Annotated in this window: 14 protein-coding genes; 7 read left to right on the forward strand and 7 right to left on the reverse strand. The window is 46.1% G+C overall.

Features of this window, described 5'->3' with window-relative positions; genetic code table 11:
• Positions 1-240: 240 nt before the first annotated feature.
• Both L0U89_RS00230 and L0U89_RS00235 read left to right on the forward strand, forming a co-directional pair.
• The gene (locus L0U89_RS00230; protein WP_234859684.1) at positions 241-510 is read left to right on the forward strand and encodes a hypothetical protein; all 270 of its coding nucleotides are present in this window, start codon (positions 241-243) and stop codon (positions 508-510) included.
• A gap of 355 nt (positions 511-865) precedes the next feature.
• The gene (locus L0U89_RS00235) at positions 866-1,369 is read left to right on the forward strand and encodes a response regulator (RefSeq protein ID WP_234859685.1); all 504 of its coding nucleotides are present in this window, start codon (positions 866-868) and stop codon (positions 1,367-1,369) included.
• A gap of 206 nt (positions 1,370-1,575) precedes the next feature.
• On the opposite strand, the gene L0U89_RS00240 is transcribed toward L0U89_RS00235, so the two are convergent.
• From L0U89_RS00240 to L0U89_RS00250, 3 genes are all read right to left on the reverse strand, one after another.
• Positions 1,576-3,069 carry a S10 family peptidase gene (locus tag L0U89_RS00240; RefSeq protein ID WP_234859686.1) on the reverse strand — a complete coding sequence of 498 codons (1,494 nt, stop codon included), beginning with the start codon at positions 3,067-3,069 and terminating at the stop codon, positions 1,576-1,578.
• Positions 3,070-3,327: 258 nt separating this feature from the next.
• Positions 3,328-4,782 (reverse strand): aldo/keto reductase, encoded by a 1,455-nt coding sequence (locus L0U89_RS00245; protein ID WP_234859687.1) that lies wholly within the window; start codon positions 4,780-4,782, stop codon positions 3,328-3,330.
• 11 nt (positions 4,783-4,793) lie between these two features.
• Positions 4,794-6,284 (reverse strand): APC family permease, encoded by a 1,491-nt coding sequence (locus L0U89_RS00250; RefSeq protein WP_234859688.1) that lies wholly within the window; start codon positions 6,282-6,284, stop codon positions 4,794-4,796.
• A gap of 442 nt (positions 6,285-6,726) precedes the next feature.
• Between L0U89_RS00250 and L0U89_RS00255 the strand changes: the two genes are divergently transcribed.
• From L0U89_RS00255 to L0U89_RS00265, 3 genes are all read left to right on the forward strand, one after another.
• Positions 6,727-9,654, forward strand: coding sequence for a DEAD/DEAH box helicase (locus tag L0U89_RS00255; RefSeq protein WP_234859689.1), 2,928 nt, complete (start codon positions 6,727-6,729; stop codon positions 9,652-9,654).
• 10 nt (positions 9,655-9,664) lie between these two features.
• Complete coding sequence (purU, locus tag L0U89_RS00260; protein WP_234859690.1) at positions 9,665-10,519, forward strand: formyltetrahydrofolate deformylase; 855 nt, start codon at positions 9,665-9,667, stop codon at positions 10,517-10,519.
• Between the two features lie 457 nt (positions 10,520-10,976).
• Positions 10,977-11,585, forward strand: a complete 609-nt coding sequence (locus L0U89_RS00265; protein ID WP_234859691.1) for an outer membrane beta-barrel protein — start codon at positions 10,977-10,979, stop codon at positions 11,583-11,585.
• A 31-nt stretch (positions 11,586-11,616) separates the two neighbouring features.
• Here L0U89_RS00265 and arsB read toward each other — a convergent pair whose 3' ends face one another.
• From arsB to L0U89_RS00285, 4 genes are all read right to left on the reverse strand, one after another.
• Positions 11,617-12,648 carry an ACR3 family arsenite efflux transporter gene (gene arsB, locus L0U89_RS00270; RefSeq protein WP_234859692.1) on the reverse strand — a complete coding sequence of 344 codons (1,032 nt, stop codon included), beginning with the start codon at positions 12,646-12,648 and terminating at the stop codon, positions 11,617-11,619.
• Positions 12,648-13,259, reverse strand: a complete 612-nt coding sequence (locus tag L0U89_RS00275; RefSeq protein WP_234859693.1) for a low molecular weight phosphatase family protein — start codon at positions 13,257-13,259, stop codon at positions 12,648-12,650. The genes arsB and L0U89_RS00275 overlap by 1 nt, the downstream gene beginning before the upstream one ends.
• Positions 13,260-13,335: 76 nt before the next feature.
• On the reverse strand, positions 13,336-13,878 hold the full coding sequence (locus tag L0U89_RS00280; RefSeq protein WP_234859694.1) for a DUF6428 family protein: 543 nt from the start codon (positions 13,876-13,878) through the stop codon (positions 13,336-13,338).
• Between the two features lie 186 nt (positions 13,879-14,064).
• Positions 14,065-14,394, reverse strand: coding sequence for an ArsR/SmtB family transcription factor (locus tag L0U89_RS00285; protein WP_234859695.1), 330 nt, complete (start codon positions 14,392-14,394; stop codon positions 14,065-14,067).
• 51 nt (positions 14,395-14,445) lie between these two features.
• On the opposite strand from L0U89_RS00285, the gene L0U89_RS00290 reads away from it, so the two are divergent.
• Together L0U89_RS00290 and L0U89_RS00295 are read left to right on the forward strand one after the other, a co-directional pair.
• The gene (locus L0U89_RS00290; protein WP_369413230.1) at positions 14,446-15,036 is read left to right on the forward strand and encodes a DinB family protein; all 591 of its coding nucleotides are present in this window, start codon (positions 14,446-14,448) and stop codon (positions 15,034-15,036) included.
• Positions 15,037-15,256: 220 nt separating this feature from the next.
• Entirely contained in the window at positions 15,257-15,631 is a 375-nt protein-coding gene (locus L0U89_RS00295; protein WP_234859696.1) for a DUF8478 family putative metalloprotein, read from the forward strand.
• The last annotated feature ends 103 nt before the right edge of the window (positions 15,632-15,734 follow it).

The following is a 15,734-nucleotide window of genomic DNA, read 5'->3' on the forward strand; positions in this document are numbered from 1 at the left end:
TTGTTTGGTTTCGTTTAACACAATTTCAGAGTAGCAATGGCGGAAATAAGTGGCCTATCAAGATTGGAGCGTGTTGTATTAATCGGTGAGGACGAGGTGCTCAATTCGGTGAACAAACGGGTGCTCGAGCTTATTGGTTTTGGGGGCGCCATTCACGTCATCCGGAATCTGGACGAAGCCTTCGGATTTTTTTCGCAACTTTTCGCGCAAACAAATAATCCGAGCGAACCCTCGGGCAATTTGGTTTTCATCGATATGAATTTTCCAAGGCAAGGTGTATTTGATTTGCTTGAGTTTCTTTCAATCTCACCTATCCCGTATCGCGAAAGCCTGCTTGCAATATTGATGGTGGAAGATTGCGCAGAAGGTCAATTGATGGCGTATCAAAAACTGGATATAAGGATAGAAGCAGTATCTAAACCAATTACCAGATCTTTGATATCAGATTTATTGGACCGCTGTTTTTTGCGAAAAGGTCCTGACAACCCAGATTTTGGTTTTCTGGATTAGTATTTAGCGATTCAGTCTTGTTAAGTGGTTCATTATCATCGATTTTTTTCCTTTCGCTTGTACCAATTCGACGTATGCCAGACGGTTCTCGATGTTCGAATTTCCCGTTCATGTAAAAACGACTAAAGCGCAGCACATTGGTTTCCTATAGTTTTTTGTTAAAAAAAGACATTTTTGTCGGCTGAGTTACCATTTTATTTTATTAAATGACTAAATAAGTTTTTAAAATTTATCCATAAATATTGTTTATGATTTTTCTGTAAAAATTAGGTTTTCAAAAAGTTAGCGCTGAACGAAATTTGCATTCATACCAGTCCTTGGTTAAATACAATTTCAAACCTATCCTGTCTCGCTTATGTATGCGACTAATCTTTCAAAATGGGACACCACAGTCCTGATTGAGAATGACCCTGTTCTCAATTTTGTCAACAAAAGAGTTTTACAACTCATTGGTTTTAAAGGGGATATCCAGTTGTTTTCGGATGCAAAACAAGCTGCTGATTTTTTGGACCGGCATTTCGACGATTTGGCAAAAGAACCAGAGACGCGTGGGAAGACAATGATTTTTGTGGACAGTGACCTTCCCGATATCGATGCGATGGATCTGTTGGGAAAGATGGATTGCCTAAATCCAGAAAAGCGGAGTAAAGTAATTCCTGTTTTGATGGTGGCGGGACATCCTTGTGACGAGACATGCTCCTGCAGAAAACAAAGAGAAGGCTTAGAGGTGGTCACTAAGCCACTGATCGGTTCTGTCCTGAAAAGATTAATCAAAAACCGGTTGGGAAAGACCTTGCGCCGGGCCAGAAAAACCATTGTTCCAAAGACGAAGGGTTTTTTGAGATTTGGGAAGAATTAGAAAAATCCACCACGGTTGATGGAATCTTCCTCAATCCCTTCGTGTGATGGTGATTGACTTTTCTTTCCTCTCCGAATGCAATAGGAAGACCAAAGAAGAAGTGAAACAAGGCAGTTTTCTTGATCTGGGATAGTCCTCGAATAAATTTCACCCTTGTGTTTGTTTCTGCTGGAATTTGGAACATTAGCATGGATTGCCTGCAGGGGCTATTTGCCAAGAAATTCCCGGATATCCTTGACCAATTTTTCGAAATCCGGTCTGTGGTTGTACATCATATGGCCACCTTCGTAGTATTGCATTTGTATCCTTTCCATCGGGATGTCGTGTCGCGCAAAGGTGTATTCGGCATCCAAAAACGGCGTGATCAGGTCATAGTAGCCATTTGCGACCATTACTTTGAGGTCCTTGTTGCGGCGCATGGATTCGCCAAGGCTGCGGGCCACGTTGACGTAGGAAGGCTCCCAATATGCCCCCTGCGGTACGGGTCTCCAGTTCCATTTCCCACCGATTTTGCCATTGGATGTCAGGTAGGGCCGATCGGATTTGATTTTCAGTTCGCGGGAAAGGTAGTCGTTGAGTGCGGCGGTATAGGCTGCGTCGATCCCATAGTTGGAGGGGTCGCCGAGTGTTGGCCGATCGGCGGTTTGATCGCCTTCAGTGCCGAGATAGCGCCCGTCTAGCGTGCCGATGGTTTTTCCCTCCGCGCGCAGCAATTCCTTTTTGAACCTGCCGGTAAGGATCCGATTGTCGGATAGGAGGATGTAGGATTTCTCCAAACCGAGGAAATAGGCAAGCCGCTCGGCAATTTTTTCCTTTTCGGTTTGGGGCAGTTGGTTGCCTTTGTACAGTGCAGGCAGGTATTCATTGTAGGCAAATTGACGGACTTCTTCCACAAAAGCTGCAAGCGATTTTCCCTGACCAGCCCTTTCATGGTACCAAGCTGTGGCGGCCATGGTGGGCAAATAGGTGAAATAGGAAGCAATATTGTCGTGCACCGAGGTGGACCCTTGGTAGTCCAATGCCTGGGAAATCAGTACTAGGCCGTTGACTGCCATGGCTTGGCCGCCGCCTTCCAAGGCCGCGGTGACAGCAGCGGCACGGGTCGTTCCGAAACTCTCGCCGATAATGTACTTAGGAGACGGCCAGCGTTGGTTTTGGGAAATCCACGTCCGCATAAACTGGGCAATTGAGCGGGCATCCTCGGTCAGACCCCAAAAATCTTCCTCCTTCCCTTTTCCAATCACCCGGCTGTATCCCGTTCCGATGGGATCGACAAAAACCAAGTCAGCAATATCCAAAAGACAGAGCTCATTGTTTTTGACTGCAAATGGTGCTGCGCCATCGTCCTGTTTCGCATCTGAGTCCACTTGGACCACTTTCGGTCCAAACACGCCCATGTGCAGCCAAACCGAAGCGGAGCCGGGTCCGCCATTAAATATGAATAGTACAGGCCGCTTGGATGGGTCTGCCTCATCCTTGATGTAGGCCGTTGACCAAAGCGTTGCCACAGGTTCGCCGGATTCGTTCTTAAGGTGGGTTTCCCCCGAAACCGCCTTGTAGGCAATGTTTTTTCCATGAAAGCTGCCCTGATGCGAGCTCGTGAAAACTACAGGGTCAGGAATTGGGGCTTCTTTTTCTTGGGCGAAAAGCCAAATCGATTGAAGGAACAAAAGGGCAACCAGCGGGATGAATCTTTTCATGGATTTTTTGGTCTTGGAGGATGGGAACAAGATACAAAACAGCAACATCTATTTGCTGCAAATTGGATTTTTGCGTCGTAGAAAGAGTTAACACTACATAAATCCTCTGTGTAAATCTGCGCATTCTGCAATAAAGAAATTCGAACCACAGATTACACCGATGGGCAATGATCTTTTCTTATATTATCAATCAAATACTGTGAGACAGAGGAATGTGGTAACCTTCTAGCCTTCCCAACCTTTTTACTTCCTCACTCCCTACCCTTCCACTATGGCCTCAGCTTCTATTTCGACCTTGTAGCCTTCGCCGACGAGCCGGGCTTCGACGAGGGTATTGGCGGGCTGGATGGAACCAAAGCGCTTGCCATGCGCTCGGGCTACAGGTTCCCAGTCATTGATATTGTTGACAAAAATCCGGGTGCGGACGATATCCTCCAGCTTTCCCCCAAGTGAAGTGACCGCTGCCTCGATCTTGTCGAGTACAAAATGTGCTTGGGCTTCGGCATCTTCTCCGCCTATCATCTTGTCCCCGTGCGTGGCTGTGGTTCCAGAGACATGGATTGTGTTCCTTTTGCGCACTGCCCGGCAGTAGCCTGCCATCCCTTCCCAAGGCGTACCGCTGAACACTTTGAGGCTTCCGTCGGGATATTGTACCGCTTCGTAAGGTTTTGGCATGTTTTCCAAATGGTGGCTCAAGTCACCGGATGCCGTCAGAAATGGCGGCTTGCGGTATTCGTCGCCACAATCTCCAGGGATTTTATGCAAGATCGACAGGGATTTCTGAATGTTGGACAAATCAGAATCGTCTAAGTCAAAACCGTAAAGTTCCAAGGTTTCCTCTACGTGGACGCTTTGTCCCAATCTTGCCCCGATAATCACCCCAGCGACATGCGGCTGCTCCAGGATGTATTTAGTTGCGATATTGGCAATGGAAACGCCATGTTTGATGGCGATTGCATGCAGTGTCTTCAACAATTCCTGAAACACACCCCAGCCACCGGCAACATCGATGAAGCGTTTGTATTTCATTTGGGACCAAGTGGCACCGTTTTCCAGCGAAGGTTCTGCTTGTCCCAGCCATCGATCTGATAGAAATCCCCCCGCCAAGGTGCCAAAGGCCAAAAGCTTGACGCCATATTGCTCGCAAACGTGAAGCATGTCCCCTGCGGCCCTTTGGTCGAGGAGGGAAAAGCAAACCTGATTGGTCAGGATCGGGATTCCGCTCGCACAGGCGATTCGCAGGTGTGCCGCATCAAAATTGGTCAGGCCGATATGTTTGATCCAGCCCTCCTGCTGTAGTTCCTTGAGCCAGTACAACTGGTCCAACCAAACCGGGTCGGGATAATTCCAGGCGTGAAACTGCATCAAATCAATGCTTCCCACCTGCAACCTGTCCATGGCCATTTGGACGGCGGCTTTCGTTTCGGCAAAAGAGGATTTTCCCGGCTTGGGGACCCATTTGGTCAGCATTTGGGACTGGGAGCCAAGAGGATGCGTTTTCCGAAACGTCCCTGCAATCACCTCCGCCGAGCCATAGTGGTCGGCCATATCAAAAGTCGTCAGCCCTGCTTCGACATAAGGGGTCATCGCAGGTGCCGTTTTTAGGGGATTGAGGGTATTTCCATCCCTTTCCATATCGGCTATCTGCCATAGCCCTGTGAGGACCGTAGAAATCCTAAATCCCGGCGCTAGTTCTATATATCTATCTTTCATTTTTTCATCGGTTAGTTGATTTGGGTTTTTCCATTTTCCACAGGCAGACGCTGAAACCTTTTATTGGCATCTATTCCACGCTTTTTCATTTGCTGCATTTGAAAGAAAAATATCAAGGATCCGATTGCCATGACCGCCAGCCAAACCCATGTGGAATGGAAATACCAAGCCTCACGCGTGGCTTGCAGATCCTTGGCGGTATGGATGCCAAGGAAAAACAGCATCACCACAACACCTGTCCACCCGATGAATTTGCGGGATTTTGGGTTGTTGAGAAACTTGATTTCCTTTGCCAATGCAGGGTTTTTCTGCCCGATCACCGCTAGCGTGAGGCAAATCAACAGGAAGTTGACCATCATGGAGGTCACCATAATATCAATCCCGAGAAAGAAATCCCCAGCGAAATGACTTCCCAAAATTCCGATACTCGCAATTAGGCCACTAGCCCATAATGCCACGACCGGGCTTTGGTAGCGAGGATGGATGGTGGAGATTTTTTTGGGAAAAATACCATCCTCTGCCCAAGCAAACATTAACCTTGAGACCGACAGCAGCATGGCAGGCAGGTCATTGAGCAAGGCAACGGCTGCGCCAGTCAAAATCAGTATGGTCCAACCGGCGGGAAGTATGTATCCCATCAGTCCGGGGGCCGTGATGTCAGCCGAGATCGCCTGTTCGGCCACAAAAGCCCATGGTACCGCATGATAGACCGCCGCGGTAAACAGCAGATAAAAAGCACCCACCACCAAGATCGTCAGGCCAATGGCCAAAGGAAGTTTTTTGCTTGGGTTTTTGGCTTCGCCGCCAGCTTGGGCAATGCTATCAAAGCCGATAAAACTCGCAAAAAGAATCGCTCCGGCAGAAAAAAATGTGGACCAGCTAAAAGTTGCCGTAGTATCATTTGTCCAAGACGCTCCATGCCGTTCCTGGTATGCCGCTAGGAAATCCTCTTGGGAACTACCAAATCCCGCCACGATCACGATCGCGCCCAAAGCAAACATCAAAAACATCATGGGCAACACCGCCTTTTCGTAGGATTTGGTGCCCAGGATATTTACCCAAACAAAAAGCCACAGAAACGTCAAAGCCAACACGACCCGTACCCAACCCAAATCAAGTGCCTGTGCCAATTGCTCCCATGCCATGGCAGCAGCGACGTCCCGCAAAAACGGAACCGTCACATAAGCCACCACGCCGATGACGATCGACAGGCCAAACCACTGCGAAAAACTCGCCACAAATCCCCAATAAGGATGCAGGCCGCGACTGGCATACAGGTAGCTTCCACCAGCCCTCGGCATTGCAGTCGCAAGCGAAGCATAAGCCAAGGCCGCCAAGATTGCCGGCAAAGCAGCAAAAACAAAAGCCCAAAGCACATATGGACCAATGCCCGGAACATGCCGCTGAATCATAAAGGGTACGACATGGATGGATGCCCCAATCATGGAACAGACCCCCGTTGCGACGAGACCAGCCAAACCCATTTGTCTGCTTAAAGCCATACTTGCAATGTTAGGAATAAATCCAAAATTCAAGATTCACCAAAATTTGGGGAAATCAAAGGTGGATTTTATTTCATGGAGGCTTTGTCCTTTCGTGCTAAAAATCCCAATACAAAATTGGCTTGGCGAGTGGTTTCCAGGTTCATTGTTCGAAGAGATGAATATTTCGTTTTTGAGTTAAAATCCAACCAATCCGAATCTAGGAGAAGAAGAAAAACACAATAGCTCCAAAAAAAAATTTTTGAATCAAGCAGTTTTTCCCCTACCCGATTTTTTCCTTCAAATATGCTTTTTTTGATTTTGTGACACGGACTAAAAATTGATCGAAAATAGCGCTAAATGAAGTTTTCAAATCCCGATTTTATCTGTATTTTTCGAACTAGTTTATTTAGGAAAAATGTGTTTTGTTGACGGATTTGGTTCGTTTCTTTCAGAATAGCAAATGATTGTATCCCCTGAGCAGCCTTTTCAGATCGTTTATGCCATTTTCAGCCACGAATTTTTGGGGTTGTTGTTTGAATCGTTTGTGATCCAACTTGACGAAAAAGGAAGGCTCTCTTTTGCCCACCAAAACATCTCCCACCTTAACGCCAAGGAGTTTGACGCGGGCTTGGATGAGACTGACTACAAGCTGATCAAATGGATGGATGAAATGCAGCAGGAAGCTGTGATCAAGAAGTACAATCCCAAAAAGCTCAAGCCGAAGGAATTTCTTCGTAAAATCTACGATCCTAAATCCGGGAACAAACCTGTACAGGAACTTTTGGAGACGAGGCTTGAAAATCTACGTGCCAAGATTTTGGAGAACCTCGCTGGCAAGCGATTATTTGAGATGGGTAATGACGGCAATCCAATCTGGCGCGAAATCCACATCATGCCGGAGAAGGCCACGGTTTTGTTTCATTTCAGAAAGAACGAAGACAATACGCACTATTTCCCAACGATCAAATATGGTGGGGAAAAGCTCGAATGGCAATACAAAAACGCCTATCTGATCTGCCATGAGCCTGCTTGGCTGATCGTAGATAGCTGCCTATACAGTTTCACCAAAGGTGTCGACGGCAAAAAGCTCCAACCTTTTCTCAACAAAAAGTTTATTGTTATTCCCCAGAAAGTAGAAAAGGAATACTACAAAAAGTTCGTGACCCAATTGGTGGCCTCTTTTGATGTGTACGCGGTGGGCTTTGATATTAAGGTCGAGCACTCGCAACCGAAGCCGCTTCTTGTATTGACAGAGTTGCCCTCGCAACCGAAGACGGATCTTTTTGGGAATGCTTTGGAGGAAAATGTGGAAGACCAAATGGTGTTTGATCTGCAATTCCAATACGGCGATTACACGTTTAGGGCCGAGAACAGAATTGAAAACAATGTCGAACTTGAGGAACGGGGCGACCAATATGTTTTTCATAAAGTGGTACGCGATCTGTCAAGGGAAAAATTCTACGCAAACTACCTCCAAAATCTTAGGTTGGAGATCTCCAACGGAAAGATTGCCTTGGCCAAGTCCAAGGCTTTTGGCTGGATCAGCAGCTACAAGGAGAATCTTGAAGATATCGGGGTTAAAATAGTGCAGCAGACTTCGAGCAAAGGGAAAAAGTACTTCATCGGCCATGCCGCGATTTCGGTTGAGATCAAGGAAAACATCGACTGGTTTGATGTACATGCGGTGATCCGGTTCGGACCGTATGAAATTTCGTTTCAAAAAATTCGAAAGCTACTTTTACAAGGGAAAAGTGAATTTGAACTTCCCAATGGGGAATTGGCGGTGATACCCAATTCCTGGTTTGTGAATTACTCGGAAATGTTTGCCTTTATGGAGGAGCAGGAATCTGAGGAAAACGCCCTTGTTCTCAAAAAACACCACATCGCGCTCGCCCAAGAGCTCCAATCCAACAACCTCCTGCAACTGACCCTAAGTCGAAAACTCGAAAAGCTGAAGGATTTTAGTCAGATAGATGATTATGCAATGCCGGTTTCCTTCCATGGAACCCTACGTCCCTACCAAAAGGCCGGCTACAATTGGCTGCGGTTTTTGGCGGAATATAAGTTTGGCGGATGCTTGGCGGACGATATGGGTTTGGGAAAAACCGTGCAGACACTCGCGCTGCTGGCCCATGAGAAAGAACAGTTTCCAGAGTCCACTTCGCTTTTGGTCATGCCGACGTCGCTGATCTACAACTGGGAATTGGAGGCGCGGAAGTTTACACCCAAGCTCCGCATACTCGTCTACACAGGCGGTCAACGCATCAAGGAAAGTGCACAGTTTGCCAATTATGATCTGGTGCTCACTTCATATGGGATCACAAGGTTGGACTTGGATGTTTTGAAGGATTTTCGTTTCAATTATGTGATTTTGGACGAATCGCAGGCAATCAAAAATCCAGGTAGCATTATCGCCAAAGCTGTCAACGAGTTGAATTGCAGGCAAAGGCTGATCCTCACAGGCACACCGGTCGAAAACGGAACGATGGACCTTTGGTCCCAAATGAATTTTATCAATCGCGGTCTTTTGGGAAACCAGAATACCTTCAAGCGACAGTTTCTGTTGCCGATAGAAAAGATGAATGACAAGGACAAGGCCGCAAAGCTCCACGCGATGATTAAGCCCTTTATATTGCGTAGGCTTAAGAGTCAAGTGGCCACCGAGCTTCCAGAAAAGGTCATTAATGTGAAGTATTCTACCATGACCGAGGCTCAGGAAAAGGCCTATGAGCAAGTGAAGGGTTATTACCGCGAGAAAATTGTGAGCGAGCTGGGTGTCCCTGGCATGAAAAACCAACAGTTCACCTTGTTGCGTGGTTTGACGCAGCTCCGGCAGATGGCCAACCATCCGAAGCTTACCGATAAAGACTACACAAGCGATTCGGGGAAACTGGAAGATATCACCCATATGATCAAAGCCACTGTCAGCGAAGGGCACAAGGTGTTGGTATTTAGCCAGTTTGTGCGGCATTTGGCGATTGTGAAAGAATTTTTGCAGGAGGAGAATATCCAATATGCCTACCTGGATGGCGCTACCAAAGACAGGCAAGGACAGGTCAAGGCATTTCAGGAGAATCCAGACATCAAATTGTTTCTCATTTCCCTCAAGGCCGGCGGCGTTGGCCTCAACCTGACCCGGGCGGAGTATGTTTTTCTCCTTGATCCGTGGTGGAATCCCGCGGTCGAAGCGCAGGCTATTGACCGTGCACACCGGATTGGTCAGGAAAACAAAGTCATCATTTACAAATTCATCACCCGAAATACCGTCGAAGAGAAAATCATGGCATTGCAAGAACGCAAGATGGCCTTGGCGGGAGAATTGATCAGTACCGAAGAAAGTTTTGTAAAAAGCCTCAGCAAAGAAGATATTGAGGCATTGTTGGAATAAATTTTAGTTTATGAAAAAAGCGATTTTGATTATTCAATGCAAGGATCAGAAAGGGATCGTTGCCAGAGTGTCCGATTTTTTGTTTTCCTATCACGGAAACATCCTTGAGATTGACCAACATGTAGACCAGGAGATAGGTATGTTTTTTATGCGGGTGTCTTGGGAACTCGATTCCTTTGCCCTGAAAAAAGAGGAAATCGAACCTGTCTTCGAGGCCAAGGTAGCCAAGGTATTCGACATGGAGTTTGATTTGTTTTTCAATTATCGGAAACCAAGGATGGCCATCTTTGTGTCCAAGCTTTCCCACTGCCTGATCGATATCCTGAGCAGGTACTATTCAGGGCAGTTTGAAGTCGAGATTCCTTTGGTTATCTCCAACCATCCCGATCACAAAAAGGTGGTTGAAGCTTTTGGGATACCCTTTCATTACCTACCCGTCGAAAAGGCCAACAAAGAAGATGCCGAGGAAAGACAGCTTGAGCTACTCAATGAGCATCGGGTTGACTTTGTCGTTCTTGCACGGTATATGCAGATCCTCAGCGGGGAATTTATCCGTAACTACCCCAATAAGATCATCAACATCCACCATTCCTTTTTGCCAGCATTTGTGGGGGCCAAGCCTTACCATGCGGCCTACGAACGGGGTGTAAAGATCATCGGTGCGACTGCCCACTATGTAACCGAGGAACTGGATGCGGGACCTATCATCGAGCAGGAGGTCGCCCGTGTCCGCCACCACAACTCACCTGCCGACTTGGTCCAAATCGGCCAAGATGTGGAGAAAGTCGTCCTTTCCAAAGCCATCAAGTACCATCTCGAACGGAAGGTATTGGCTTACAGGAACAAGACGGTGATTTTTTATTGATAAGTAGACCTTTTCCAAAGTTTAAAAACTAAGGAAAAGTAAAATAGTATCTTAAAAGGAAATCACTTGAATCTAACTCAATTGCGGTCATTTTTTTTGATTTGATGAAGAACTTTCCCAAAGTCAAAAACTTTGGGAAAGTTTCTGAATTATCAGAAACCCCGAATGAATATTGGCATTTAGACACGAGACCTTTTTCCAATTTTATGTCATGTGTATTTGCTTAATCTACCCAAAAATACCACTAGTCTTCCTATCATACCGAAAACTGGAGACTTTTTTGACCGGGTCATTAAAAAAATGAAGTAACGAATGAGCAAATCGTTTCCTGCCAACTTGATGCCATAGTTTTTAATTCAGCTTATTTAACAAATGCTTAGTTAAAAAATCTAAATTTAGTTTTCCGGATAATTAAGTTTTCTGACATTTGAAATTCAAACTTTAATTGGTACTTATTATGAAAACAAATCTACGGTTTCTCCCCCTTTTCTTTTTGGGTTTTGCGCCTATAGTCTCTTCGGCTCAAACAGAAAAACCAAAATTTCAATACTCGATCGGAGGCGGCGTCTCTGTTGATAGAAGCAACAAGCTTTGGGGTTTGAATATGACCAATGAGGTCAATTATAGATTGGGGAAAAGAACTTCCCTGAATGCCGGAATTTCATTTTATCAATCTCTAGGAAATCTGGAAAACAAAGAAGTCTTCCCTGGCGAAAAAAGTATGGATCAATCTTCTGGTATTTTTATTACTCCCATGCTTAAATATGATATCCTCCAGCGTGATTCCGGTTTTAAATTGGCTTTTGCCGCCGGCCCCTCCCTGCAGTTAGGCGGACAATCAGTTCTTTTCAATTATGATTACACTGATCCTGAAAATCCTGATTCTTTTATTTTACACAATAAATACCAGCGAATAGGCCTGATGATGGAACTTGAAGCTGAGTGGAAAACAAAAAATCCTAACATAAGAAATGCAGCCAGTATTTCAGCTTATGGAGCAGACAATGATTTTCCTTTATTCATCAATGTCAATTATAAATTACGATTCAATTTCGGTAAGAAATGAAAATCTAAAAGGTAGACAATCAAATCTCGATTCAATACCTCCACTTATTCGCCAAAGCCACCAAGCTCAGCATCACTGGCACCTCTACCAAAACTCCGACTACCGTGACCAATGCCGCGGGACTCTGCAATCCAAATAAGGCAATTGCGACTGCAACTGCCAGTTCGAAGAAATTGCTCGCTCCGATCATGGCCGCTGGCGCGCAGATTGGGTGTGCCAGCTTGAGTTTCCTGCCCCCATACCATGCCAAGAAAAAGATGAAGTAGGTTTGGATGATAAGTGGAACTGCAATCAGCACAATGATAAGTGGGTTGTTTAGAATGTTTGGTCCTTGGAAAGCGAATAGTAAAACCAATGTCAATAAAAGGGCAATGATACTGACAGGCTTAAACTTTGGGAGGAATTCGTTTTTGAACCATTCTTCTCCTTTTTGTCGAATCAGCGATTTGTTGGTAATCACGCCGGCCAACAGCGGTATTACTACAAAAATCACCACCGAGGACACCAAGGTTTCATAGGGAATCGTTACGTTGGTAATGCCCAGTAGCAGTCCAACCAATGGCACAAAAGCCACCAAAATGATCAAGTCATTGACCGAAACCTGAACCAAGGTGTAATTCGGATCTCCATCAGTTAGGTAGGACCAGACAAACACCATTGCCGTGCAAGGTGCCACGCCTAGCAGAATTGCACCCGCGATGTATTCCCCGGCCATTTGCGGGTGGATGTAAGCGGAGTACAGTTTTTCAAAAAAAATCCAAGCGAAGAATGCCATCGTGAAGGGCTTGACCAGCCAATTGATAACGACCGTCCACATGAGACCTTTGGGAGCTTTGCCCACGTCCCTGACCGATCCAAAGTCTATTTGAAGCATCATGGGATAGATCATCAGCCAGATCAAAATGGCGATCGGAATATTGACGCTGTAGATTTCCATTTTCGCCAATATGCCCATCGTATCCCCGGCAAAATGGCCGATAGCGACTCCCGCACCGATGCACAAGGCAACCCAAAGTGAGAGGAACCGCTCGAAAAAGGCGATCTGCTTTTTGTTGGTATTCATTACTTTTTGATACGGGAAAAAACATACAACATCTCCGAAGCAATCTGTAAAGACCGCTCGTCGTATTTCTCTGCTTCCAGGGCCGTATCGTCAAATGCTTTTGGGTCCTCATAGCGCACCGGAATTCTGGCCTCGGCACCCGGAATGAAAGGACAGTTTTCGTCGGCATGGGAGCAAGTCATCACGGCGGCAAACCGTGCAGGCGCATTGGCCGGGTCGTCGTATACTTTGCTGAACGCGACGATAGGGTCCTCGTCGTTGGAGTAAAACACAAAATACTTGGGATTGCCTTCTCCTTCTTTGCTCACTTTGAAACCAAAGCGCTGGATGGATGATACGGCCCTTTCATTGAAGGCTGTGACTTCCACACCACCCGAAAATGAATTGACCTCAATGCCATGATAGGCTGCCGCCACTTTTCCCCAAATCTGGGAGAATTGGCTCCGGCGGGAGTTGTGGGTACAAATGAAGTTCAAGTTGATTTCCTTGCCTTTGTCGATTTTTTCTTGGACGTAATCGATTAGGACTTGGAGAATTTCTGTGCGCTCTTCGGGAATCGGAAGGTTTTTGGCCTTCTCAATGCTGGCTGCGAGTTGTGGGTATAGGGTCATGATCGTGTTTTTTTAGGTACCATGTACCAAGTACGAAGTACCAAGATTACACCATTCTTGGTACATGGTACAATGATTAACAGCATCCCGATCCAGGTTCACAGCTGTTCGCTGCCTGGAGGGAAGCAAGGGAAATCCTGATTTTTGGTTTTTCGGTCACAGGCGCACAGCAGGCGGCTGCTTTTTCCTCCGGGGTAGTTGCCCGGTCCTTCGCCTTGCAGGTGGTTTGGTCAGGTACCAATTGGACGATCAAAGCATTGCCGGTATCCTTGATTTGGTGGATGGGCAAAATTGCCGTCGGAAACTTGGAATTGCCGTATTCAAACTTGATTTCGGAGGCTGGATACGTTTCCCGGACGCGGTTGACCACTTCAAATATTTTCAGTGCCTTCGCTGTGTCTACCGCATGGTTGGGCTCCGGGATTTCATTTTCCCACAATTGGACATGTACTTCTGACCATTGGTTACGTACGCCGCCACAGTCCACCGTATCGAAGTTGACATTCTTGATTTCCGTGATGTGAAAGTCCGGCCGCACATACTGGCCAGCTTGGTATTCGAAGAAAAGCGCCTTTTCGGGGTTTTCTTGAAGGATATTGGTGAATTCGTTTGTTTTCATTTTCAATAGATTTTGGATTTTAGACGCAAGACACTAGACTGCTCGAATTTTAGATCTAGACTAATCTGAATAGGTGAACTTATATAAGAATGCTCTCTTTAATTTACTTTCATTTTTAAAGACATAAACCTTAAGACTACAAGGATACTAGTCTTGAATCTTGTGTCTAATGTCTTGCGTCTCAAACTAACAGCAGCCCGGAACCTTCGGAAAGCCCTCAAACAATCCTTGGAAAAGGTTTTGGACCTCGGCCCAGCGGATCGGATCAATGCAATAGTTGACAGAGACTCCTTCAATACTGCCTTTGATGATTCCGATTTCCTTGAGTTCGCGCAGGTGCTGCGAAATGGTCGCCTGTGCCAGCCCAATCTCCTGTACCAAATCCCCATTGATGCAGGAATTTGCTTGAATCAGGTGTTGGAGGATTGCGATTCTGGCAGGATGTCCCAATACCTTGGAGACTTTGGCCAGTTCGTTTTGCTGTTCGGTGAAGAGATCTGTTTTTGTGACACCCATTTTTCAGACTTTAGAGGCGAGAGGTTAGACTGTTTGGAAATTGGTTGGGATATGTTCATCAAACCAAATATTTGGCTCCATCTGAATTTTCCCTGCATGCTGGTTTTTATTTTCTCACGCAGTGAGTATCATTTAAATATATTGCAATATTACGATGAATATCTTTCCGACCAAATTATTCCGGCGGATTTTGTACATTCGGATATGAGACAACTCGTAGAACTCTGGAAAGAAGGGCGTACCCGATTCACCAATCAGCTGGCCAACATCAAGCCTGAAGACCTCCCAAAAAAACTCGGCGGCAGCCCCAATTCGGCGGGTTTCCTCATTCGCCATGTGGCGGAGGTGGAGCTGCTTTTTGCCAAGAATGTATTCGGGAATTTGGAAGTGAAAGTCGATGCCCAGACACTCAAAGCCGGAAGAGATACGGGAGAATGGACCGATTTGGATTCCTTGACCGCCTTGGTACAGGAAGCAGGTATCCAACTTCAAAAGGCGATTGAAAACCAATCCGATTGGGAGTCAATCATCGAAACCAAAGAATTTGGAAAAAAGACCAAAGCCGAAGCACTCGGCAGAATCACCACGCATACCGCTTACCATGCCGGTCAATTGGCCTTGGTCTTGAAGTACGGCGTTTGAGTTGAAAGTAACTTGCGGTTCGTGCTATGTCCCCCCAGGGCAAGGGTGAAGGATTTTTGATCAGATTGCAACTTTGTTTCACTTTTGCAATATTTGCTGCGCTGATTGCCAATCCTTTTGGCAGTGGGAGTCAAATCAACGGTCTGAAGTTGATTTGTTTTCTGTGGGATTGAAAACAAAAGCGGGCATTTCAAGTTACTGAGTCAAAACTGTTTCGGCGTTGGAGAGCATTTTTCAAAAAATCAGGCGGGTTGGCTTCGGCATGTTCATGCTGTTGCACTTGCTTTTGCTTTTCAACAAAATCATCTTTTTTCACTCGCACTGGTACAATGGACATTTGGTCGCCGTACACGCCCACCCTTACGAGTTCAATTCCGAAAGTCCCAGTGGCCAAGACGATGGTTCCCATAGCAAGGAAGAACTGGAACTCTACGATTTGATTTCCAATACCCCCAGGCTGGAATTGGAATTTTTTGAATTCGTATTGAGTCCGTTCCATGCGGAATCAAATGATTCAATCGCCTCGATTCTTTTCAAATACGAAGACAATTCCGGTTCAGCTTGGCACATTCGTGGCCCACCTTCTTTTTCTTGACATTTATGCTTTGCGGAATCAGTTAATGACTACCGCGTCCCGATTCTAATCCAAAGTGAGTTCTGTTAACCCCGAATCCGCGGGATCGTGTGTCTGTGTTGCA

The organism is Mariniradius sediminis, from assembly GCF_021491425.1.
GTDB classification, from domain to species: domain Bacteria; phylum Bacteroidota; class Bacteroidia; order Cytophagales; family Cyclobacteriaceae; genus Mariniradius; species Mariniradius saccharolyticus.

Coding starts and splice junctions, on each gene's coding strand:
- L0U89_RS00235 (WP_234859685.1), top strand. CDS start 866: ATGTATGCGACTAATCTTTCAAAATGGGACACCACAGTCCTGATTGAG.
- L0U89_RS00240 (WP_234859686.1), bottom strand. CDS start 3,069: ATGAAAAGATTCATCCCGCTGGTTGCCCTTTTGTTCCTTCAATCGATT.
- L0U89_RS00245 (WP_234859687.1), bottom strand. CDS start 4,782: ATGAAAGATAGATATATAGAACTAGCGCCGGGATTTAGGATTTCTACG.
- L0U89_RS00250 (WP_234859688.1), bottom strand. CDS start 6,284: ATGGCTTTAAGCAGACAAATGGGTTTGGCTGGTCTCGTCGCAACGGGG.
- L0U89_RS00255 (WP_234859689.1), top strand. CDS start 6,727: ATGATTGTATCCCCTGAGCAGCCTTTTCAGATCGTTTATGCCATTTTC.
- purU (WP_234859690.1), top strand. CDS start 9,665: ATGAAAAAAGCGATTTTGATTATTCAATGCAAGGATCAGAAAGGGATC.
- L0U89_RS00265 (WP_234859691.1), top strand. CDS start 10,977: ATGAAAACAAATCTACGGTTTCTCCCCCTTTTCTTTTTGGGTTTTGCG.
- arsB (WP_234859692.1), bottom strand. CDS start 12,648: ATGAATACCAACAAAAAGCAGATCGCCTTTTTCGAGCGGTTCCTCTCA.
- L0U89_RS00275 (WP_234859693.1), bottom strand. CDS start 13,259: ATGACCCTATACCCACAACTCGCAGCCAGCATTGAGAAGGCCAAAAAC.
- L0U89_RS00280 (WP_234859694.1), bottom strand. CDS start 13,878: ATGAAAACAAACGAATTCACCAATATCCTTCAAGAAAACCCCGAAAAG.
- L0U89_RS00285 (WP_234859695.1), bottom strand. CDS start 14,394: ATGGGTGTCACAAAAACAGATCTCTTCACCGAACAGCAAAACGAACTG.
- L0U89_RS00290 (WP_369413230.1), top strand. CDS start 14,446: ATGTTCATCAAACCAAATATTTGGCTCCATCTGAATTTTCCCTGCATG.